Source organism: Parapedobacter pyrenivorans (genome assembly GCF_014636865.1).
Classification (GTDB): Bacteria; Bacteroidota; Bacteroidia; order Sphingobacteriales; family Sphingobacteriaceae; genus Parapedobacter; species Parapedobacter pyrenivorans.
On sequence record NZ_BMER01000001.1, the window covers coordinates 338,359 to 361,098 of the forward strand.

Sequence of the window (22,740 nt, forward strand, 5' to 3'; positions counted from 1 at the left end):
GAAAAATATGAACAGACGAAATTTCATAAAACTCAGCGTGCCGGCCACCGGCATGGCTTTATTGGCGCCCTCACTGGCCTCACAGGCACTGGCCGATATCAACCGCCAATTTACCGGCCGGGCCGATTTCGATATGTATGACATCGTCATCAACGGCGGCGGCTTGCGCGGCTATTTTGCGGCACTCCATGCGGTAAAAGCGGGTAAGCGGGTGCTGCTGGTTGAACGGCGGAGCAGCTTCGGTTACGAATTAGCTGCCAAAGGCAGGCTTTGGCTGGGCGCCAATGGCATGGACGAACTACCGGAAGATATCCGCGATCTACTTTGGTCAACTGCTGAATCATCTGAAGTACATGCTACGGCGGGTACAGGGCCGGGCGGCGGCGTTTTTGGCGATGAGCTGGCATTGATGGCCGGTAGCTTTAAGAAAGCATTATTGCACAACGCATTGACCCACAAGGTGGACATCCTGCTGATGACCGATGTGTGCGGGTTGTTTACCGAAGGGAAAAGCGTGCAGGGAGCACTCCTTGCCTGTAAGCACGGCCTTTTCGGGGTAAAATGCCGCCAGTTTATTGATGCATCAGAGCATGCGCTATTTAGCCGCCGCCTGCTGGGCAGCGATGTACGCCTGGCGGAGGCGACATTTACGTTGGAAATCTGGAAGACCGAATCGCCTGTGAGGAAATCCATCACGGTGCCATCCTCACTCGGGGTAACGGACGATGCGGTCAACATCCATCGTGGTAAACACGCCGACCACCAGGTTTTCCTCGAATTCGGGTTCGACGCCACCGATCTGGACATGGAAACCGTGGAGCACCGTGCACGTGAGCTGGCCGTGGTCATCGGAAAGACCCTGCCCTCGCTTGATCCGATGTTTGCCGGAGCAGAGATCATGCAGTTTGCCTGGGAAACCACGGCGAAGTTGGTTGATCCCACATTGCCAAAAGCCAGACTTTCAGGCCACCACATCATCAGCGATACCACCGCTCCGGCAGATTGCGCACAGTTGCTGGCCATCCAGCAAGAAGCTGCGCAATTGGTAGCGGGGCTACCGAACGGATCCACAGCCGCGGCAACACTCGCCGAGTTGATGATCGTCGGTTCCACGATCCCGAAGCGGGGTGTGGCATTATCGGAAGTTGATGAGCCCGGACTGGCCATTCCGCTTAAACGATGCACCATCGATAGCGCGGCAATCACTGGCCGGCACGATTGCCAAGTATTCGTGGCCGGCGGGGGCACCGCGGGTGCCATGGCGGCCATCGGTGCGGTCTCAAAAGGAGCAAGTACCATCGTAGCCGATTTTTTCCAAGACCTCGGCGGCACCAAAACAATGTGCGGTGTGATGGGCTACTACCATGGCTACCGCAGCCAGCCCTATTTCAAGCAGCAAGACGATGAAGCAAATCGACTGGCCATTGAAGCACACATGAGTAAGCGCTTGGGGCGGATGGCTTATTTACTGCAACAGACGGTGCAGGGTGATGGGCGGTTTTTCGGGAATGCGATTCTTTGTGGGGCATTGCATTCGGACCGTAACGTACAGGGCGGGCTGGTATGCCGCTATGGCTCACTGGAAGCAGTACATGCGGACGTATCCATCGACGCCACAGGCGACGGTGACCTGGCTGCTTTCGCCGGGGCTTCCTTCGACCACGGCGATGCCCGTACCGGCAAAACACAGAACTACAGCCAATGGGATATCCGCGGTGCGGGCAAAATGCCTTCCAATACGAATCGCGATTATGATATCATCGACAACACCCGGATCGGCGAGGTGCAGCGTGCACTGTTCATTTCCCATTACGAAGCCCACCATTATGATTTCTACCCGATGATGGCTGTCCGCGAATCAAGGCGAACCAAGGGTGAATATGAGCTCACCTTGCTAGATGCCGTGGAAGGGACACATTTTGCGGATGTATTGTGCTTGGCGAGCAGTGACTTTGACCCGCACTACGTGGGAATGTCTGATTATACGCGCTGTGGCTTTTTATTGCCGCATTCCAATGATATTTTAGTGGAAATCCCATACCGAAGCATCGTACCGAAAGACCTGAATGGGCTGCTGCTTTCGGGCCGTGGCTTCAGCCAGACGCAAGAGGCTTACCAGTTTACACGGATGACCTCGGACCTGATCGTACTGGGTTACCTGACCGGCCAGATCGCTGCAGACCTCTCATTCACCGATACAAACGCCCGTGACTATGAGGTATCAACCCTTCAGCAGGAATGGGCGGCGCTGGGGTATTACCCCGAAGGATTACTATCGAAGCCCGCGGGCAACCGGAGCGGCTCTCCGGCAGAAGTTAAGCGCCGCGTGGAAGCGCTGTCTCAGGGTAAGCGAGAGTTTTTATACGACTGCATTAAACTGCCAAAGGATGAGACTGTGCCGCTGCTCCAGCATGCACTTCAGTCAGTATCAGATGCCCCTACCCGGCTACTCATCGCGCAGGCGCTCGCGTGGTTCGGGGAAAAAACGGGCAATGAACTCATCATGGCTGATTTGGAAGCACTGTACACAGAAGAACGGACAGCAGGTTATCCCGCAGATTTTGTGGATAACTACGATCTCATACGCGGCCGCAAACACAATGTTTTGGAGGGACTCTATTGGCGTATCAACCAGCACATTGCCCTCTTGGCGCGGGCGGGGTATGCCCCAGCTAAAGGCACGATCCGCACCATTCTGGAACACACCACATCCGGAGGCCCCATGATGAAACGAGAAAGCGACTATTTTGACGGCCGGATCGATCTAAAGCTGGTTCCATTTCATAACCGTATCCTGAACTTGAGTTATTTTATCGAACGGCTGCCAGATGCGCAGTTTATCCCCGGTTTGGAAGCGCTACTGCAAGACCAATATATTGGCGGATACCGGACTTCCCAATACGAAAAAACACGTTGGCGGGTATACGGTGGTGATCTGGAACTTTTCCTGGCGGCCGCATTGGCGCGGTCTGGCGGAAAACGAGGTTATGAATTACTGGCTGACTACCTGCATGACGTGCACCATACCTTCAAAACCTTCGCGGCCTCCGAACTGCATATCATAACCGGGAAGGAATTCAACTACGATGCCGCCGCATGGGAGCGCCTCGTCGGTTCGCTGGATTATCCTCGCCCTAATGTGCCGTTGAATAGTTAAAACGAATGGCCAAGGGATTTTTGATATTGCATAGCCTCCTTTTTCTGGCATTTGACCCGCAACCAGCGGTGTTCTACAGCAGTCCAACATTGCGGAGCGAGCGCCTCGATCCTGCGCATTACGAATTTGAATACACCATCAAGGACGACTACGGACAGCCGATGTCTGTGGTCGCCTTGACCGGCGATAGTGGGACGCGTTACTGGTACCGGCGTATTTTTACGCCGGTATGCCTCACCGGCGAATGCCGGCCCGTGGATATTGGCATCTATTGGCACTTTACCGGCAAATATGTGGGCATCGAAGTATACGGCGAGCCGCTAACCAAGACCGATCATAGCGAATTCGCTCCCCTCGACTACGCCCGCCTGGAAAACATCCTCCAAAATGAATGGTCAGATCTGCGGGAATATACTGCTGAAGAGCTCGTTGAGCCCTCAGGTAATGTAAGCGAAGAACTAGACGGTGTTTCCGGCGCCACCAAACAGGCCGTCAGTGAAGCAGCGGTGAAAGACGCCGTGTACACCACGCATACCATTTGGCACCTCATCCATGTGGGCGAGCCGGAGCAACTGAGTTTGCTTGCCCTCGGTAAGACAGCCGAAAACCCATCCATTGCCCACGAATTGCTGGCCGCTCCGAACACGGCGAACCGCAATTTTGTCCTCAACGGGGTAATTGATGGGAACCTTCCGTCTGACCCCACCATCGAAAGAACCGTACTTGAGGGGCTTACCAGTACGGATAAATCCCTACGCAGCCTCTCCTTCAAAGCGCTGACCGGTCTCAACCTCGCTGATAAAACCGTGCAGGATGGGCTTGCAATTGCCTATCTACAGCTGGAAGCCAGCGAAAAAGTGCGGGTGTTGACACCGCTCGAACGGGCAACCGAACTCCACCCTGCGTTGCGGGCCACGCTCCTCGCCGAATTTACCACGGCGACACAGCCTTGGGTGCTCATCAAGATATTAACGTTGCTCGAGCAAAGCCGTACGCCACTCACCGCAGCAGAACGGAAAAAAATCAGTAAGGTGGTAGACACACAACATGCCCCGTTGAAGGCCGCGCTGAGTAACTTTCTCAAAAACAGGTAGGATATCGTGCCTGTGATATGATGATAACTTATATATTTGCAGCCACCATTTGACTTTTTTTATGGAATTTCTAAACGGCATCAACGCCCTCACGCTTGTCTTCGCATCCTTACTGATTTTCGCTATCGCTTATCGGTTTTACGGTATTTTCATGGCACAGCGCGTGCTGAAGCTGAACGGAAACAACATAACACCCGCAATATCCATGGCCGATGGCCGCGATTACGTAGCTACAAACCGCAACGTGCTCTTCGGCCACCATTTTGCAGCTATTGCGGCCGCCGGGCCATTAGTGGGGCCAGTACTGGCCGCCCAGTTCGGCTACCTCCCCGGAACGCTGTGGATCCTCATCGGTTGTGTGCTTGGTGGTGGTGTACATGACATGGTGGTACTCTTCGCCTCCGTACGTCACAAAGGGCAGAGCCTAGCCACCATCGCTTCCAAAGAAATTGGTAAAACCACCGGCGTTGTCGCAGGAGTGGCCGTGCTGTTTATCCTTATCCTTACGCTTGCAGGTCTTTCTCTGGCCTGCATCAGTGCCATGCATGAGGCCTCCTGGTCGCTGTTTACGGTTATCGCCACCATGCCTATCGCAATCATCATGGGGCTGATTATGCGCTACAGGAAGAACAGCGTAACCTTCGCAAGCATATTGGGTGGCATCCTGCTGGTTATCGGCATCATCGGCGGGCACGGACTTATGCAGTATGAAACCATCAGCAACCTGTTTCATTGGGATATCAAAACAATTTCCATCGCCATTGCCGTATACGGCTTTCTGGCTTCCGTATTGCCAATATGGTTGCTGCTGGTACCCAGGGATTACCTATCTACCTACCTGAAGATCGGCACGATCCTGATGCTTGCCGTAGGAATTATCTTCGTCCATCCCACATTGGAGATGCCCGCCATCACACAGTTCGTTTCGGGGGGCGGGCCCATCATCGGTGGCCCCGTGCTGCCGTTTATTTTCATCGTCATCGCCTGTGGTGCTATTTCTGGCTTCCACGCCATCATTGCAACCGGCACTACTCCCAAAATGCTCGTCAATGAGAAGGACATCCTTTTCGTTGGGTACGGTGCCATGCTGGTAGAAGGCTTTGTGGCGCTGATGGCGTTGATAGCTGCGTGTACGCTAATGCCGGGCGACTATTTCGCTATCAATACCCCTGCGCATGCTTATGAAAGTTTCCTCGCGGCCAACCCTTCTCTCCATCAAGTAGAATTGCAGCATTTCGTGGACAAGATCGGCGTGGAGCTCCAAGGCCGTACAGGTGGTGCGGTATCCTTGGCCGTGGGTATGGCGCATATCTTCAACAGCATCCCATTCATGGACGAGGTGATGGCCTACTGGTATAATTTTGCCATCATGTTCGAAGCCGTGTTTATCCTCACCGCCATCGACGCGGGCACAAGGGTAGGACGCTTCTTCCTTCAGGAGATGCTGGGTGGGGTTTTCCCCCGCTTCCGCGACAAGAACTGGGTACCGGGTATGCTGATTGCCAGCCTGCTGTTTACCTTCGCGTGGGGGTACTTAGTGTATACGGGCAACGTAAGCAGCATCTGGCCATTGTTCGGCATCAGCAACCAATTGCTGGCCGCATGTGGCCTGATCGTGTGCACAACCATGCTCATCAGGCTCAACCGCGGCAAATACGCACTGGTTTCAGCGATTCCGGGAGTGTTCATGGCCATCATCACCTTCTGGGCCGGGTACGCCCAGGTGGTAGATATTTATGTTCCCAACGGTCAGTTCCTACTCACTGGTTTGGCGATATTGGCTATGCTATTGATGGCCTTTGTCTTCGTCGGAGCTTTCCGGAAGTGGTATCGGCTGTTGGCTATACCTGCGGAACGCGTGGATAGTTATGGCGAACAGGTGAAAGAGGTGGTGTAAATGGGCATCCCGATATATCTGCGGATAAGAAACCTGATTTAACGATAAGGTCATCGCTTCTTAACGCTCAATTTCGCCCGAAAACGTTTATTTGCCCAAAACAAAAAACAACTCATCTTGAAAAAGCTACTCACAATCCTTTCCATGCTGGTTTTCAGCAGTGTCTTATACGCTCAAATGACCGCGACAGGTTATGTCTACAACGATACCAATGGCAACGGCCGGCGTGACCGGCGCGAACCAGGCGTCGCCGGCGTTTCGGTAAGCAACGGTGTACAGGTCGCGGTAACGAACGCAAGCGGCCACTACGAGCTACCGGTAGGGTTGGACAACATCATCTTTGTCATCAAGCCATCGGGCTACACAATCCCCACGGATGCACACAACCTACCGAAATTTTACCACATTCACAAACCCCAGGGCTCGCCAACGCTTAAATATGGTGGTGTGGCACCAACCGGGCGGTTGCCCAAATCGGTAGATTTCCCCCTGATCCAACATGTTGAACCGACTGATTTCACCGCTTTGATCTTTGGCGATCCGCAAGCCTACACCGAGCAGGAGATCGCCTATTTCGCCAAGGGCGTGGTGGCCGAACTCGAGGGGGTGGCAAACATCGCTTTCGGATTGAGCCTGGGCGACCTGGTAGGTGATCGCCTGACCTTGCACAATCCCTATATCAAGGCCGTTGCCAAAGTTGGCATCCCGTGGTACAACCTGATGGGCAACCATGACATGGATTACGATGCGCCCGCCGATTCCCTGGCCGATGAAACGTTTGAAGCGAGCTTTGGCCCCGCAAACTATGCTTTTAACTACGGTAACGCGCACTTTATCGTGCTAGACGATATTCTGTATCCCGATCCGCGTGATGGCAAGGGCTATTGGGGTGGTTTCCGTAAGGACCAACTGGATTTCGTGGAAAATAACCTGAAACACGTGAGCAAAGATAAATTGATCGTACTGGCTTTCCACATCCCGTTGCAGCACACCGATGAAGACGCATTCCGCAACGCAGACCGGCAACGGCTGTTTGATTTGCTAAGGGACTTCCCGAATACCTTGTCCATGTCGGCGCACAGCCACCTCCAACGGCAGAATTTTTACGGCAGGGAAGATGGGTGGCGGCAAGACACCCCCCACCATGAATACAACGCAGGCACCACATCCGGCGATTGGTATTCCGGCGTATCCAATGCCCTGGGCGTACCGGCATCTACCATGCGTGATGGCACCCCGAAAGGCTACGCATTCCTTCGTATCAACGGCAACCAATACACCATAGACTATAAAGTAGCCGGAGAGCCCGATAGCCTTCAGATCAACCTATTTCACCCCAAGGTGGTTGCCCAAGGTCGCGGCACACAAGCCGGCATCTTCGCCAACTTCTTTATGGGCCATGAAGGTAACACCGTGGAATACCGCATCGGTGACGGTGATTGGCGGCCAATGCACTACGTAGAAGCACCAGATCCGGCCTTTCTGAGCCAATTATTCCAATGGGATATGGCAGATGAGCTGGTTCCGGGCCGTCGGCCCTCCAATGCGGTCAACAGCAAGCATCTGTGGCGCGGAAACATAATGACCAACCTGCCCGTCGGTGAGCACCGGATTGAGGTGCGGGCCACAGATATGTTTGGCAGAACATTCACTCAGCAAAGTTCTTATCGGCTTGCCGAGCCGGTAACCATCCCATAACTCACAGCTTTCAATAATCAACCCAATACACCCGTGCACCGGAAGGTGCCGGGTGTGATTTCATCATTCCCAATAAAGTCGTATCTTTGTTGGATTTTAAACTTAGGGAGAGACGATTATGTCAATTGTAAGAGAATCAGACCTGATTGGTATCGGCAAGAAATATCAAATTGAAACCGAGGCCGGAGACAACATGGTTGTGGTCATCCACGACGACGGACGGCGCGAACTCTATCGCTATGACCAAGAGGAAAGCGAGTCGAAGTGCGTGATGACCCTGTCTGATGAGGAGTCACGCCAAGTGGCTGGGATTATCGGCGGACTGTCCTACAAACCAAAGGCCCTCGAAACCATTGAGGTTGCGCTGGATGACCTCAGCATCGAATGGATTAAAGTAAGTGCCGGTTCCCCAAGCATCGGAAAATCAATCGGAGAATTAGAGGTGCGCAAACGTACCGGCGCATCCATCATTGCGGCGATAAAAGCGGAGGACACCATCATCAATCCCGGCCCCGATTACGTCATCGCCGCAGCCACCACCATGGTGGTAGCGGGCAAGCGTAGCCATATCAAGTTATTAAAGGAAATACTATAGTAGCTCATCGTAAGATTAAAGAAACCGGATGCTGTCACATACCCTGATATTAGAAATAGGTATTGCCGTAGGGTTGGTAGCGCTTGTCGGACTGATATCGAACAGGCTCCGGTTTTCAGTGATTCCTTTTTTCATTTTAATTGGCATGGTGCTTGGCCAGCATGCGCCGACGTTCGGTAATATTGATCTCACCTTTACCGAAAGCAAACCGTTCATCGATTTCATGGGGCGCTTGGGGGTACTATTCCTGTTGTTTTACCTCGGACTGGAATTTTCTGTCGGCAGGCTCATCAAATCGGGAAAGTCTATCCTCACGGGCGGCACATTTTACGTCATTCTCAATTTTTGCTCGGGGTTACTCATCGGCTGGCTGATGGACCTACCCTTTAAGGAAATCATGGTACTTTGCGGCATCATGACGAGCTCATCCACAGCTATTGTGGCCAAGGTGCTTACTGACCTGAAGCGCACCGCGAACCCTGAAACGGAGGTAATCATGGGAATGATCATGTTTGACGACCTGTTTATCGCCATGCATATTTCCTTCCTTTCGGGATTGATATTGACTGGCAGCAGCTCTTTTTGGACAGTAGCGGGTACATCGCTGCTCGCTTTGGGATTCATCCTGGCCTTCCTGATCTTGGGCCGGAAACTGGTTCCCGCCATCGATAAAATCCTCCAGGATAAATCATCCGAACTGTTCGTATTGGTTATCTTTGCCCTCCTGTTCATCGTAGCTGGTTTCTCCGAGACCATCCACGTGGCAGAGGCCATTGGCGCGCTCATGGCCGGATTGGTCCTCGCTGACTCGCAATACATCAAGCGTATTGAACAGCTTGTGTTGCCTTTCAAAGACTTCTTCGGGGCCATGTTTTTCTTCAGCTTCGGGCTTTCCATAGACCCCATGTCCTTGGGCGGTGCTGTCTTCTGGGCCGCCGTTGCGGCTGGGGTGACCATCATATGCAACGTTGCATCGGGCTATTTCGCTTCCCGTTTTTCGGGGTTGAAGAAAAGAAATTCGGTGGATATCGGTTTCACGCTAGCCGCTCGGGGAGAATTTTCCATTATCATGGCCAACATCGGCAAAGCAGGCAATTTACTCCCGGTCATCCAATCCTTTGTGGTCGTATATGTCTTAATCTTAGCGATTGTGGCACCCCTGCTGACCAAAGACTCGCGCAACATCTGGAATGCATTGTTTGGAAAGGATAACGTGGAAAAAAAGCCTGTAAAAACACTGAGCGATTTGGAAAACCAATCCGATAATAAAAACACGTAGCTATGAAAAACACCCTCATCATGTTACTATCGGTCGTCGTACTGGCCTCATGCAGCAATGCACCGAAAACCAATGGCGGCAGTGGGGATGCAGCGCCTTTATTTGCCCTGACTAACAATCCTGAGAACCCTAAGTACATCGCGATGCGGTTGTTGGATCGAAGGGATGGGGATACGGCTATCACGTACTCCGCCAGGGCGATCTACGAGCAGGACACGGTGGGTTTCACCATCCAGTTGGATAAGGATATCCCGGCGGGAATCAATTCCGACGGTTCCGTAAACGAAGAGGTTGGATTCAAGACCGGCACCATCACGTTCCTCCGGTCAGGCCCAGAAAGCGACAGGTTCGTGGCGGCATTGGCTACCTTGTGGAAGGTCGAGGGGGTTACCCGGATGAAAGCGCAGCCGGTACAGCCACTGGCGTTCTCATCAAATCGGGCGCCCGTAGACCACAATAAGCCGTTTACGAATAGCTTCAAGCTCTTTTTCGAGGAAAATGCGCCAGTGCCGGGTGAAGTATTCTTCACGTATGACACCTACAAGAAAACCATCGAATTTCAGGAGAAAGGTACACAGTACCGTGCGCAGATTGTGCGCACCTTTGGCGAATAGGGAATCTGCCTGTCCGAGGTAGCCATTACATAAACCCAAGCTCTAAACGCGCCACGTCGCTCATCATGCTTTTGTCCCAAGCGGGGTCAAAGGTCAGTTCTACCAGTGCTTGCTTCACACCTTCCACTTCGCCTACTTTGCGCTGTACTTCGTCTATAATATCACCGGCTACTGGGCAACCCGGTGCTGTGAGTGTCATCACTACCTTGGCAATGCCGTCTTCCTTGGTAATCACCTCATACACCAATCCCAATTCAACAATATTGACAGGAATTTCCGGATCGAACACGGTTTCCAATACGTCGGTGATAGCTGGTGCAAGATGCAGGGGGTCATTGATAATCATGGTTCTTCCTTCAATTATGACTATGCAAAGCTAACGTATTTTCCGCACTTCATCCTATTGCGCTCCGTCTTCTTGACATTATACCCACAAAGCCTTAACTTTAAACGACCAATAGAAAACAGATGAACAGCATCCTTACGTCCGCGCAAATGCGGCTAGCCGACCAACATACCATCGAGGTCACTTCGATCGCGTCCATCGACCTGATGGAACAAGCCTCATCGGCCTTCGTAACCGCAGTTATGCAGCTTTATCCCGACAAGAATACGAGCATAGTGGTCTGCTGCGGCACAGGAAACAACGGTGGGGATGGCCTGGCCATTGCCCGGTTGCTCCAAGTGCGCGGTTACGATGCCATCACCGTATGGATTGCACGATTTAACAGCTATGAAAGCGATGATTTTGCCTTTAATCTTTCCAGATTATACCACACACCCATCGCCGTCACCGAGTTTTTTCCAGCAGATCAATTACCGGATATCCATCAGCACGTTGTCATCGATGCATTATTGGGTTCGGGGCTAAACAAACCGCTGGAAGGCGATTGGCTACGAATGGCGCAACATATCAATCAGGCCAATCGGCAGACGGTCGCCGTTGACATTCCATCCGGTCTTCGGGCAGACGGCGCCATTCCCGAAGGAGAATATACCGTTCGCGCGCATGAGGTCGTGACGTTCCAACGGCCCAAGCTCAGCTTCTTCTTCCCGGAATCTGCCAATTCCATGGATGCTTTCCAGGTCGTCGATATCGGTCTGGACGAAGATTTTATCGAAAGTCTCCCTAGCGATTTCGGGCTAGTGGAAGCTGCCGATATCCAGCGTATCTACCGCAAACGGAAACCGTTCTCCCATAAAGGCACCTACGGCCATGCATTGATCATTGCTGGCAGTACGGACACCATGGGAGCGGCACTGTTATCTTGCGGCGCAAGCCTATATTCCGGAGCAGGGCTTACTTCGGCATGTATCCCAAAAGAAGGCCTTGTTGCATTAAATGCCAGCCATCCCGAAGTCATGTATTGCTCCTGGGCTGATTTGCCCTATACTTGGGGTAGCTTTGACGCTGTGGGTATCGGGCCGGGTCTCGGCAAGGCATGCGATAACTTACCAACTATCCTCACCTATTCGTCAAAACCACTCGTGGTCGATGCCGATGCCCTTTCCTTCCTCGGCGGAAAGACAGCATTGCTTAAGCAGCTACCCCTGCACAGCATTCTCACACCCCACATGAAGGAATATGACCGCTTATTTGGTCCGCATGGCAATTGGTGGGATCGCGTACAATCAGCAAGGGAGCAAGCTGTGGCCCTTCAAGCGATCATCGTATTGAAAAACCGGTACACTTTTATCGTGCTGCCCGACGGAACCGTGCGCATAAACCCTACCGGCAATCCGGCGATGGCCAGTGGCGGCATGGGCGACGTACTGACCGGGATGCTGGTATCGTTTCTCGCACAGGGTTACGATCCACAGGAAGCAGCTGTACTGGCGTGTTACCTGCACGGGGCTGCCGGCAACCAGCTGGTTGCAGCGGGAATGGCGGTGGTGCCAGCGTCGCGATTAATAGCAGAGCTCCCACGAGCCATCGCATCGGTGGGCATCTGAAACAATCGATTGCGCATCTTCGCTAAGATGATGGATTGTTAGGGTAATAGAAATGAATACGATAAACTTTATTTTAGGTAAATATGCAGTGAACCAATAAGTTGTTCTGTTGCTCACATACGCTAATACAGACAACGCTGAGAAATAACAACCCTGATGATAAATCGTACCCTAATAAGATTTCTGGCTGCTGTCATCGTGGCTTTCTGCAGCCTCCCTCATGGAATGTCGTTAGCCCAACCGCTTACCGACGACATGACAAGTCTACCGAGGTACACAGATCAGCCATCCGTACAAAAAGACTGGCTGATCAATAGCGTCTCCCAAAAAGCAACAGTCTATCAGACAATAGACAACCATCTCGCCCTAAGCAACGGGCTGATCACACGTACATTTTCAATAACCCCCGGCGGGGCCACCATCGGTTTGGACAACCTGACTACCGGAGAAGCATTGCTCCGGTCGATATCACCCGAGGCCGTCTTGTGGATCAATGATCACGAAATCAAGGTGGGTGGACTGATCGGGCAACCCGTTCAAAACTATCTCGACCCTACATGGATACCGCAACTCGAGGCCGATCCCCTCAGTCTGAAGTTGGTATCGTGGGATAGTCAACCCCTTGAAAACCGCTTTGCGTGGACGCCCCGTAGCGAATGGTTATCAAAACCACCGGAAGAAGCAAAAGGCACGATGCTGCGGTTTTCATACCAGGCAGACGAGGCGACCATCCAACAGCATCTCGTGCGGCTTACAAGTGACGATCAACGACAGAAACTATTGGACGATCCGTTTACTACGCTTTCCCAGGCATGGAAGTTGGTTTCGGCAAACGACGACAGGAGCGCGTCATTTATCAATGAAGGAAAGCCCGGCGAAATGATGGCCCCCCAAAACCATCCTGTTTTTGCCGAACAACCGCTGCCTACGGATACCCGCGTGGTCATTGCACGGATCAATGCCGGCACCGACCAATCCACCGAATACGGTCCGGGCATCACATTGGTCTACGCCGAAGATAATCTTAAACTATTCCTTTCGCCCGGAAATCGCAGCTTTGGATTGCTTCACAATGGGTCCACCCAATATTTCCGTGGCATGGATCCTTCCGTATCCCATTTTTTACGACTGCAACTGGAAGAAGGGGAAGTCCGCTGCGCCGTCTCGGCAAACGGCAAAGAATACCAAACGTTGGCCGTTGTCAACACAACAGCCATAGCCGAAAAAATCAGGATCGGAAAAACAGATCCGTCTGGAGACGCCACATCAGGTCCGAAAACGGAACATATTGGAAGAAGTCGTGTGGAAAACCTGGTACTACTTGGCGACCCGGTGGCCCCGTCTCGCGACATGGATTTCCTCCGTGATCTAACGGTTCATGTTCATTATGAGCTATATAACGGAATTCCCTTGTTGAGCAAGTGGATAACCGTCGAGTATGACGGGAACGATGAGGTTATCATCAACAACATCCGCACGGAGCATCTGGCCGTAACCGAGGCGGAGAGCGCCGTCGAACACAAACAGCGCTGGCATCTTCCGCCGATTTTCGCGCAAAGTGATTTTGCATTTGGCTCCATGTCGCCAAACGCATCGGAAAATGCCGGTGTGGAATGGCGCGAAGATTCTACCTACACCACACAAGTCAACTACCTACTCAAAACGCCAACTGTACTGGTCTGTGAACCGAAACACGGTGTGGGGCAGGAAGTGTCTCGGGGGATGCCTTTTGAAAGCATGCGCCTATGGGAAATGCTCTACGACAGTTCCGACCGCGAGCGAAGGGGACTGGCACAGCGGAAAATGTACCGCACCATCGCCCCTTGGACGCAGGAAAATCCGATCATCATGCACGTACGGAGTGCCGATGACGCTTCTGTCAAAAAAGCGATCGACCAAAGTGCCGACGTAGGTTTCGAAATGGTGATCATGACGTTCGGTAGCGGGTTCAACATCGAAGACACCACCGAGGCCAACATCCAACGAATGAAAGCATTGCGAGACTATGCGCATAACAAAGGGATTGCTTTGGGTGGCTATTCGCTATTAGCCAGCCGATCCATCGATGCGGACAACGACGTGGTGATGCCCCCGGGCATGAAACCAACATTTGGCCGTTCCCCCTGCTTATTAAGTGAATGGGGCGACCGCTATTTCAAAACGCTCTATGCTTTCTATGAAAAGACTGGCATGGATATCCTTGAACACGATGGGTCTTACCCGGGCGACGTCTGTGCATCGCATAACCATCCCGGTCATCGGGGTCTCGAAGATTCGCAATGGAAACAATTCGTCCAAATACGCGATTTCTACCGCTGGTGCCGGTCGAGGGGAATCTATCTCAATGTGCCGGACTGGTATTTTCTGCAGGGTAGTACCAAAATCGCCATGGGTTACCGGGAGACCAATTGGTCGCTGCCCCGCGAATACCAGGAAATCATCGAACGACAGAATATCTACGATGGTACTTGGGAAAAGACCCCCTCCATGGGCTGGATGTTTGTCCCTTTGGTCGAATACCACGGCGGTGGCCCAGCCGCTACCATCGAACCGCTCCATGATCACCTCCCCCACTATGAACAGCGTCTCGCCAATCTTTTTGGAGCGGGGGTACAGGCCTGTTACCGTGGGCCCCAACTCTACGATACGCCCGAAACCAAGGTGCTTGTAAAAAAATGGGTGGACTTCTACAAACGCCACCGTCGGATACTCGATAGCGACATCATCCACCTGCGGCGGCCCGACGGACGAGACTACGATGCCATCCTACACGTCGACCCTATGGGCGAAGAAAAAGGGTTACTGATGGTCTACAATCCGTTGGATACCCCCATCGAACGGACGCTCACGGTAGACCTCTATTATACGGGGCTGCGAGACAAAGCGACGGTCAGCACAAACGATGGAGGCTCGAAAGTAATGTCCTTGGACGGCACTTCGTTGCAGCTGCCCATAACCATCCCGGCCAATGGACAGGTTTGGTATGTATTGAAGTGATCCATCGACAAAATTGCACAATCGATTGCGTGATCATTGTATTTGCGAAACAGGCTCGCATTATGTAACATTGGATTATAATCCGTTCATGATTCCGTTATAAAGATGAAATATAAACGAGAATATAACCAAAAGAGATACCTTATTCTCTTCTTGGGTACCGTACTGATTGCCGCCTGTAATCAATCGCGCCCGACAAAATCTTGCGAGACTTATACCGAAGCCAATGACCCCGACACCACCCATGTCGATTGGTCGCAAGTAGATGGGCTACACTACTCGTTTGGGACGATCGATCAGCGGTACGCCAAATCGGCCATCCCCCAAGTTGATCCATCCACGTCATGGAGCGGTAGCGGCTGGCGTGGCGAGACCATTTCCGCGCAACTTGTACTGTGGTCAGACCAAGCCGTCGATCAGATCGAATTTGAGTTTTCAACGTTCAAGGCTGATAACGGATCAACGATGGATGCGGCCATCGGCCAAGCACGGTTTGTCAGGTATGTATTAACCGATATTTTCGCTCCCGGCTGCGGTTACCGGAAACCCAAAGACTTTCCCGTATCCTTATCCGCAGATGCCCTGGATAACGTGGCGTGCTTTGACATGGCGGCCAATACTACGTTACCCGTATGGCTAAGCTTTGATATCCCCTCGGATGTTTCTCCGGGCAGCTATACTGGCACCCTAAGTATGCAAACGCAAAATGCCGGCACGAAAAAGCTAAATATATCGATCGAAGTGCTTCCGCAAACCCTCCCACCACCAAGCGACTGGATATTCCACCTCGATCTATGGCAACACCCGTCGGCTATCGCTCGCGTGCACGGCGTGAAGGTCTGGTCCGAAGAACACTGGAAGCTGATGGAAGTCCCGATGAAGATGCTGGCCGATGCCGGTCAGAAAGTCATCACCGCCAATGTGAACAAAGACCCGTGGAACAACCAGTGTTTCGACCCCTACGAGGATATGATCCGCTGGACAAAAAAAGCAAACAACACGTGGGAATACGATTATGTTATCTTTGATCGATGGGTCAATTTCATGATGGATCTTGGTGTCGACAAGCTGATCAATTGCTATTCACTGCTTCCCTGGAATCACGAAATCCACTACCTCGATGAGGCATCGGGAGATACCGTTAACGTGAGCGCCAAACCAGGAAGTAAGGAATTTACCGAGCTTTGGACGCCGTTCCTCACATCGTTCCGTGACCATCTGAAAGACAAGGGATGGTTGGAAATGACCAATATTGCCATGGACGAGCGCGCACCGGAAGAGATGAAGATCGCGCTGGCGCTATTGGAAAAGGTTGTACCGGATCTGGGAGTGGCGTTGGCTGATAACCACAAAAGCTACCAACAGTACCCCATGCTGAAAGACATTTGCATCGCTTTTGGAGCGGAGTTCGATGAAAAGGATCTGGCTTTCCGGAAGGAAAATGACCTGATCAGTACTTACTACGTATGCTGTGCTGACGAATTCCCCAACGTCTTTACGTTTTCAGACCCGTCCGAAGCCGTTTTTATGGGCTGGTATACGCGAGCTGTCGGGCTCGACGGCTACCTGCACTGGTCTTATAATTCGTGGACCGAAAGTCCGTTGACCGATTCCCGATTCCGTACATGGCCCGCCGGCGACACCTATGTCATCTATCCCGATGGCAGGAGCTCCATCCGGTTTGAGCGGATGAAGGAAGGCATTCAGGATGCCGAGAAAATCCGTATCCTGCGCGAACAATTTACTGTGGGGGCTGATGCGGAGAAACTAGCGGTACTGGAAGAAGTGCTGGCCCGGTTCGACATCAAAGCGGCACCGGAAGTTGGCACTGCCGCATTGGTTAACCAGGGAAAGAAAGTACTAGCGGAATTAAGCAGATAGACGGCTCGATATTCGCCGATTAACCGGCTGTAATCGATTTGCATACAAGCGGATCATAATTAAATTATGACCCTATTTTTTTAATGTGTAATATTGGGCGTTTTTCGAACGAACCAAAGATTTGTTTATTAAACGGCCAGTTATACATACTAAGTAACAAAGCGTTATACACCGCCATCCAGTGTGCGCATGTGAGCACTTTTCGGCTGCAAGATAAACCATCTTAAATAAAAATTAGGGAAAAGTATGCACATTAATGATCAACATCATGAATCTGAATTACTCATTTCACTAAAAAAGGGTGACGTCTCCGCCTTTGAAAAACTGTATTATCTTTACAGCAAAAGACTGTATGGCAATATCCTAAAAATGGTCAAATCTACGGATGTCGCTGAAGAGATTCTACAAGACTTATTTCAGCGCGTGTGGGAAAAGCGCGAAACTATTGATCCCTCGAAAGCATTCAAATCATACCTCTTTACTATTGCGAAGCACCTGGTGTACGATTTCTTTCACCTACAAACCAGGCGACGAAATATCGAAGCCTATTTAATCGGAAAATCAACCGCATCGTATATGCATATCGATGAGGAAATGGCCTTCAAGGAAACCCATGCCATCATCACCAATGGAATTCTGCAGCTCCCCCCACAACGTCGGCTGGTCTATACCCTCTGCAAGATAGAGGGCAAAAGCTATGAAGACGTTAGTCAAACACTTGGTATTTCCATCTCTACCATCAGCGACCACATCGTCAAAGCCACCAAATCACTCAAGGCGCACTACCGGTCTGAACATGCGATTGCCCTGGCATTTGCACTCTATCTCTTATAATGAACCATTCGCATCATAAAATTAGCGATCTGGCAAAAAAAATCATTAACAAGCAGAGGGAGTATACCCATTTCCCGTATTATATATAAAGTAACGAGTAAATGGGCGACAGTCAGGATATTCATGCGCTATTTAAAAAATTCCTCAGCGATTCCTGTACCCCGGAAGAAGCAGCCCAATTAATCCACCTGCTCCAGTCGGGTAAGGATAAGGCGCTCTTTGTGCAACTCATCAACAAACACCTCCATAACGAGGAGGAGTCCACCGTAGACGACGCCGTGCTCTCCAGGGTTTTTGCAAGGCTAAACTTAGGGGACGACAAGAGAAAGAAACCTATTAAATCACTGACCTTCTACCTGAAGATAGCTGCAGCTGCGGTGATCTGCATGGTCGCCGGCATCGGGGCCTATTACCACGTTCAACATAAAGATCAGAAAACCGACAAGACAATAGTCGCCCACGACATTACACCGGGCGGCAATCGCGCGACACTGATGCTTGAAGGCGGTCAGCACATCGAATTAAGCGGTAACCAGTCTGGTATCGTCGTTACAGACGAAGAAATCTCATACAACGATGGGACGAAATTGGCGACATCGTCCGCTGTTATCCATAAATTGGTTACGCCAAAGGGTGGCCAATACCAAATCACACTGCATGACGGTACAAAGGTGTGGCTAAACGCCCTGAGTACGCTGACGTATCCCAAGCAATTTGCCAAGGGCGAGCGTATCGTCGAGTTGGAAGGTGAAGCCTATTTTGAGGTCAGTACCTGGCTGGAAGATGGACAACGTATCCCATTCCGCGTAAAAACAAAATCGCAGACTGCAGAAGTTCTTGGAACGCAACTCAATATCAATGCCTATGACGATGAAAACACCACCACCACCACATTGTTAGAAGGAGCGGTTCGTGTCGTTACCCCGCATTCATCCGCCTCGTTGAAACCCGGACAGCAATGTAAAGTGGGGTCTCAGGGTATCGCCATCGATGAGGTAGATGTGGAAACCGCAGTGGATTGGAAAAATGGGGATTTTATTTTCGTCGACGAAAATCTGGCAAGTATCATGCGCAAAATAGCCCGTTGGTATGACGTCAAGATTGTTTACGAACGGGATTTACCTGACGAATTATACAATGCCCAGATTTCGCGTAATAAAAACCTGTCCGAGATATTACGCATATTAGAACTGTCAGGTGGATTGACGTCCCGGATAGAAGACGATACCCTATTTCTCTCGTCGAAATAGGATACAGGACAAAATAACCGATTATTAACAAGCAAAACACACAATTATGAAAAATCACGACCATACTTAGCCAGACACAAATGGAAAAACCGGGAGTGCCCGCCAGCATCCCGGTATCCATTGGGAAACATTCAATACGTACTTGATATTAAATTAATTATTCACCCAAAGTTCACAAAGATATGCATTTTAATCTTTGCGGAAATGGTCGTGCATGCACCCCACTTCCATCACACACATTGAAGCTTATCCTACGCATGAAGCTTATTATCCTAATTATGATATCCGCCTGTATGCAAGTCTCAGCCTCGGCACTTGCCCAACAGGTAACACTTCACGAACAACAAGCAACTCTTCAACAGGTACTCCGTGAAATCCGTCGGCAAAGCGAAGTAGATTTCATTATCAAAACGAACCAAATCAGAAAGTCACATCCAGTGACCATTGACGTGAAGGATAAACCATTGGAAGAAGTGCTGAAAATGATTTTTGCCCATCAGCCCATTGACTATGTGGTAGACAATAAAACCATCATTATACTGGATAGGAACGAAACCTCATTTAAGCCATCGGTGCTATCCAGCAACTCCTCATTACGGCTACAACAGACCCTAACAGGGCGGGTCATTACCTCCAATAGTGAGCCTTTGCCAGGTGTGAGTGTCGTAGAAAAGGGTACAAACAACGCAACGCTGACGAATGACAACGGGCAGTTCTCATTGTCGGTAACGAAAACCCCGGCAGTACTAGTATTTACATATATCGGTTTTGTCAGTCAAGAAGTCACTGCCACGACTACTACACCAGCATTAGTAACGATGCATGAAGACTTAGCCAGCTTAGACGAGGTGGTCGTGGTCGGCTACGGTACAGTCGATAAGCGTGACCTAACCACGGCCGTCACCACCATGCGGCCCAAGGATTTGATTCAAGGTGCCGTGTCGCCATTGATGGCCATACAGGGAAAGGTTCCTGGCCTTACCATTGCTTCAACAAATGGGACAGACCCCAATGCGAACCTGAGTATCCAATTGCGCGGAATTAATTCCATCAACGCATCACAGGGACCACTAATCGTCATTGATGGGGTACCAGGCGGTAGTATGAGTACGGTGGTACGCGAAGACATCGAGTCCATTAACGTTCTCCGGGACGCTTCCGCTGCGGCGATTTACGGCACAAGGGCGTCCGGCGGCGTTATTCTGATTACCACAAAACGTGCGAAGGCCGGCACAGCCAGCATTACATATACCACAGAAGGATTTGCCGAATCCATACGTAGGCGCCCCGAAGTTCTTTCCGCTGAGGAATTTTTAGCCAATGAGCGCGGTGAGGATCTCGGCCATCGAACAGACTGGTATGACGAAGTGACCAACGACAACCCGTTTAGTCATCGGCATGTCGTCAACCTAAGCGGCGGCACCGAAAATGCTCAACTATATGCTACCTTCAACTACCGCGATGCCAAAGGTATCGCCATTGGGTCTAGTCGAAAAGAATATGGCGGGCGGATAAACAGTACATTTAAACTACTCAACGGATTAGCGGAAATTTCAAGCAATATTGCCTATAACCACAGCAACGCCAATTATTCTCAACTGAATACTGATCGAAACGATAATGGCATCTTCAATATGGCGCTTGTTTTGAATCCGACCGAAACCCCCTACGATGCAAGTGACCCCACTGGGTATAACGTATGGACCGGTGGGTATGAATACTGGAACCCAGTCGCTGAAGTGATGTTACTGAAGAACCAAACGGAATATAAGAATCTCTTGGCCAACTCCACGTTGAAACTCAACATTACCGACTACTTAAACACGTCGGTCATGGTCGGGATTAACAACCGTTCCGACCACCCGGTGTTTTACCGCTCTGCACAACACCGTGTTTCGCGAGAGAACGGCATCGATGGATTTGCGCGGCAGGCGTACGGCCGCGGAAATGACCGCACATTTGAATGGACGGTCAACTTCAACAAAAGAATCAATGACCACAATATCAACGCTGTGGCTGGATACAGCTACCAGGATTTCAACAGCCGCGGATTTGACGCCAGCAACTCCAATTTCCCTGTAGATGGGTTGGAAGAAAATGGGCTCGGCAATGGCACGTTCCTGAAAGAAGGGAGTGCGGGCATGGGCTCCTGGCGAAACCCATCCGTAAAACTTGCTGCTTTCTTTGGACGGGTAAACTACACCTTTTTAGATCGTTATATTGTTACGGCCACGCTGAGGCGAGAGGGATCCTCGAAATTTGCTAGGGAAAACCGCTGGGGTACATTTCCGGGAATATCCGTTGGATGGCGGGTATCAGAAGAAGGATTTCTGCAAAACAGCAATATCCTCAGCGACCTGAAACTACGGGCAGGCTACGGCGAAACCGGCAACGAAGGGTTCGACTCCAAAGTTGCGTTCCGGATGTACAGCCCCGACACCTGGTACCGCTCTGGAGGTAAGTGGATACAGACATTTGGTGTTGGCCACAACCAAAATGCAAATATCAAGTGGGAAGTGAAAAAGGAACTGAACGTGGGACTTGATTTTGGCTTCTTTGATAATAGACTCACCGGTCGCTTCGATATCTATAACAGAAAGGTAGACGACATGCTCTATGATATCAGTGTTTCACAACCACCTGCCATTCACGACAAAACGACCATGAATGTGGGCAACATGGAAAACCGAGGTTTCGAAGGAGACTTGACAGGCGTAATCGTGACCAATGAAAACTGGGAATACTCGACCACCCTAGCCTATTCACACAATAAAAGTGTGTTGACATCGTTGTGGGGCAGTACTACGTTCCAAGACCGTAAAGGCTTTCCTGCCCCTGGATCTCCCGGCAATGCGGTACGGCTTTATCCCGGCGAAGAAATCGGTCGGTTCTTTATCTGGCGACATGCAGGTTTCACGGAAGACGGTAAGTGGATGCTATACGATAAAGATGGAAATGCCTTTGACTCCTCAAAGCAAAGCAAAACACTAGCCGATAAATCCTTTGTAGGCAACGCCATTCCCCGCATCATCCTGTCGTGGAATCATTCGCTACGCTACAAAAATTTTGATGCTAGCTTGTACATGCGCAGCTGGCTTGGCTACGACGTGTTCAACATGATCAATATGTACTATAGTGTTCCCATTGTCGCCGGCCAGAACGTACTTAAGAGCGCTTACGAGGACCATAAGCATATCACAGGAGAAAAAGAACTCAGCGATTATTGGCTGGAAAAAGGAAATTTCCTCAAAATTGATGCGCTGAGTGTGGGATACACATTCCCGAATCACTTTATCAGGCCGCTCAAAAACCTGAGGCTCTATGCGACGGGGAGGGATCTTTTTGTATTTACTAAATATTCTGGCCTTGATCCGGAGGTGAATATCAACGGATTGGAACCGGGATTCGAAGAGCGGCACGCGTACCCCAAAACACGAACATTCATGTTGGGTGTACAAGTAAGTTTCTAAGGTTAGTCTCAAAAAATTACG

General features: G+C 50.9%; 14 protein-coding genes. 13 read left to right on the forward strand and 1 reads right to left on the reverse strand.

What is annotated here, in order from left to right:
* The first annotated feature begins 7 nt into the window (after window positions 1-7).
* The 7 genes from IEV98_RS01295 (at window position 8) to IEV98_RS01325 (ending at window position 10,334) form a co-directional block, all read left to right on the forward strand.
* Window positions 8-3,157 (forward strand): FAD-dependent oxidoreductase, encoded by a 3,150-nt coding sequence (locus IEV98_RS01295; protein WP_188504132.1) that lies wholly within the window; start codon window positions 8-10, stop codon window positions 3,155-3,157.
* Window positions 3,158-3,162: 5 nt separating this feature from the next.
* Window positions 3,163-4,251 (forward strand): hypothetical protein, encoded by a 1,089-nt coding sequence (locus IEV98_RS01300; RefSeq protein ID WP_188504133.1) that lies wholly within the window; start codon window positions 3,163-3,165, stop codon window positions 4,249-4,251.
* A gap of 61 nt (window positions 4,252-4,312) precedes the next feature.
* Complete coding sequence (locus tag IEV98_RS01305) at window positions 4,313-6,148, forward strand: carbon starvation CstA family protein (RefSeq protein WP_188504134.1); 1,836 nt, start codon at window positions 4,313-4,315, stop codon at window positions 6,146-6,148.
* 117 nt (window positions 6,149-6,265) lie between these two features.
* Window positions 6,266-7,846, forward strand: coding sequence for a calcineurin-like phosphoesterase C-terminal domain-containing protein (locus tag IEV98_RS01310; RefSeq protein WP_229738507.1), 1,581 nt, complete (start codon window positions 6,266-6,268; stop codon window positions 7,844-7,846).
* A gap of 118 nt (window positions 7,847-7,964) precedes the next feature.
* The gene (locus IEV98_RS01315) at window positions 7,965-8,441 is read left to right on the forward strand and encodes a cation:proton antiporter regulatory subunit (RefSeq protein WP_188504135.1); all 477 of its coding nucleotides are present in this window, start codon (window positions 7,965-7,967) and stop codon (window positions 8,439-8,441) included.
* Between the two features lie 28 nt (window positions 8,442-8,469).
* Window positions 8,470-9,720: a cation:proton antiporter gene (locus IEV98_RS01320; RefSeq protein ID WP_188504136.1), complete on the forward strand. Its 1,251-nt coding sequence runs from the start codon at window positions 8,470-8,472 to the stop codon at window positions 9,718-9,720.
* Between the two features lie 2 nt (window positions 9,721-9,722).
* On the forward strand, window positions 9,723-10,334 hold the full coding sequence (locus tag IEV98_RS01325) for a hypothetical protein (protein ID WP_188504137.1): 612 nt from the start codon (window positions 9,723-9,725) through the stop codon (window positions 10,332-10,334).
* A gap of 25 nt (window positions 10,335-10,359) precedes the next feature.
* Here IEV98_RS01325 and IEV98_RS01330 read toward each other — a convergent pair whose 3' ends face one another.
* Complete coding sequence (locus IEV98_RS01330; protein ID WP_188504138.1) at window positions 10,360-10,680, reverse strand: iron-sulfur cluster assembly protein; 321 nt, start codon at window positions 10,678-10,680, stop codon at window positions 10,360-10,362.
* A 122-nt stretch (window positions 10,681-10,802) separates the two neighbouring features.
* Here IEV98_RS01330 and IEV98_RS01335 point away from each other — a divergent pair, with 122 nt between their 5' ends.
* The 6 genes from IEV98_RS01335 (at window position 10,803) to IEV98_RS01360 (ending at window position 22,719) form a co-directional block, all read left to right on the forward strand.
* A complete protein-coding gene (locus IEV98_RS01335) occupies window positions 10,803-12,287 on the forward strand; it encodes an NAD(P)H-hydrate dehydratase (RefSeq protein ID WP_188504139.1) in 1,485 nt (494 codons plus the stop codon).
* A gap of 156 nt (window positions 12,288-12,443) precedes the next feature.
* Window positions 12,444-15,284, forward strand: a complete 2,841-nt coding sequence (locus tag IEV98_RS01340) for a hypothetical protein (protein WP_188504140.1) — start codon at window positions 12,444-12,446, stop codon at window positions 15,282-15,284.
* 105 nt (window positions 15,285-15,389) lie between these two features.
* The gene (locus IEV98_RS01345; protein WP_188504141.1) at window positions 15,390-17,165 is read left to right on the forward strand and encodes a DUF4091 domain-containing protein; all 1,776 of its coding nucleotides are present in this window, start codon (window positions 15,390-15,392) and stop codon (window positions 17,163-17,165) included.
* Window positions 17,166-17,411: 246 nt separating this feature from the next.
* Window positions 17,412-17,999 (forward strand): RNA polymerase sigma factor, encoded by a 588-nt coding sequence (locus IEV98_RS01350; protein ID WP_188504142.1) that lies wholly within the window; start codon window positions 17,412-17,414, stop codon window positions 17,997-17,999.
* A 101-nt stretch (window positions 18,000-18,100) separates the two neighbouring features.
* A complete protein-coding gene (locus tag IEV98_RS01355) occupies window positions 18,101-19,249 on the forward strand; it encodes a FecR family protein (protein ID WP_188504143.1) in 1,149 nt (382 codons plus the stop codon).
* Between the two features lie 293 nt (window positions 19,250-19,542).
* Complete coding sequence (locus IEV98_RS01360; RefSeq protein WP_229738508.1) at window positions 19,543-22,719, forward strand: SusC/RagA family TonB-linked outer membrane protein; 3,177 nt, start codon at window positions 19,543-19,545, stop codon at window positions 22,717-22,719.
* Window positions 22,720-22,740 lie beyond the last annotated feature (21 nt).

What these genes read in the sequence shown, in the direction of transcription:
- IEV98_RS01295 (WP_188504132.1), top strand. Translation starts at nt 8, where the DNA reads ATGAACAGACGAAATTTCATAAAACTCAGCGTGCCGGCCACCGGCATG.
- IEV98_RS01300 (WP_188504133.1), top strand. Translation starts at nt 3,163, where the DNA reads ATGGCCAAGGGATTTTTGATATTGCATAGCCTCCTTTTTCTGGCATTT.
- IEV98_RS01305 (WP_188504134.1), top strand. Translation starts at nt 4,313, where the DNA reads ATGGAATTTCTAAACGGCATCAACGCCCTCACGCTTGTCTTCGCATCC.
- IEV98_RS01315 (WP_188504135.1), top strand. Translation starts at nt 7,965, where the DNA reads ATGTCAATTGTAAGAGAATCAGACCTGATTGGTATCGGCAAGAAATAT.
- IEV98_RS01320 (WP_188504136.1), top strand. Translation starts at nt 8,470, where the DNA reads ATGCTGTCACATACCCTGATATTAGAAATAGGTATTGCCGTAGGGTTG.
- IEV98_RS01325 (WP_188504137.1), top strand. Translation starts at nt 9,723, where the DNA reads ATGAAAAACACCCTCATCATGTTACTATCGGTCGTCGTACTGGCCTCA.
- IEV98_RS01330 (WP_188504138.1), bottom strand. Translation starts at nt 10,680, where the DNA reads ATGATTATCAATGACCCCCTGCATCTTGCACCAGCTATCACCGACGTA.
- IEV98_RS01335 (WP_188504139.1), top strand. Translation starts at nt 10,803, where the DNA reads ATGAACAGCATCCTTACGTCCGCGCAAATGCGGCTAGCCGACCAACAT.
- IEV98_RS01340 (WP_188504140.1), top strand. Translation starts at nt 12,444, where the DNA reads ATGATAAATCGTACCCTAATAAGATTTCTGGCTGCTGTCATCGTGGCT.
- IEV98_RS01345 (WP_188504141.1), top strand. Translation starts at nt 15,390, where the DNA reads ATGAAATATAAACGAGAATATAACCAAAAGAGATACCTTATTCTCTTC.
- IEV98_RS01350 (WP_188504142.1), top strand. Translation starts at nt 17,412, where the DNA reads ATGCACATTAATGATCAACATCATGAATCTGAATTACTCATTTCACTA.
- IEV98_RS01355 (WP_188504143.1), top strand. Translation starts at nt 18,101, where the DNA reads ATGGGCGACAGTCAGGATATTCATGCGCTATTTAAAAAATTCCTCAGC.
- IEV98_RS01360 (WP_229738508.1), top strand. Translation starts at nt 19,543, where the DNA reads ATGCAAGTCTCAGCCTCGGCACTTGCCCAACAGGTAACACTTCACGAA.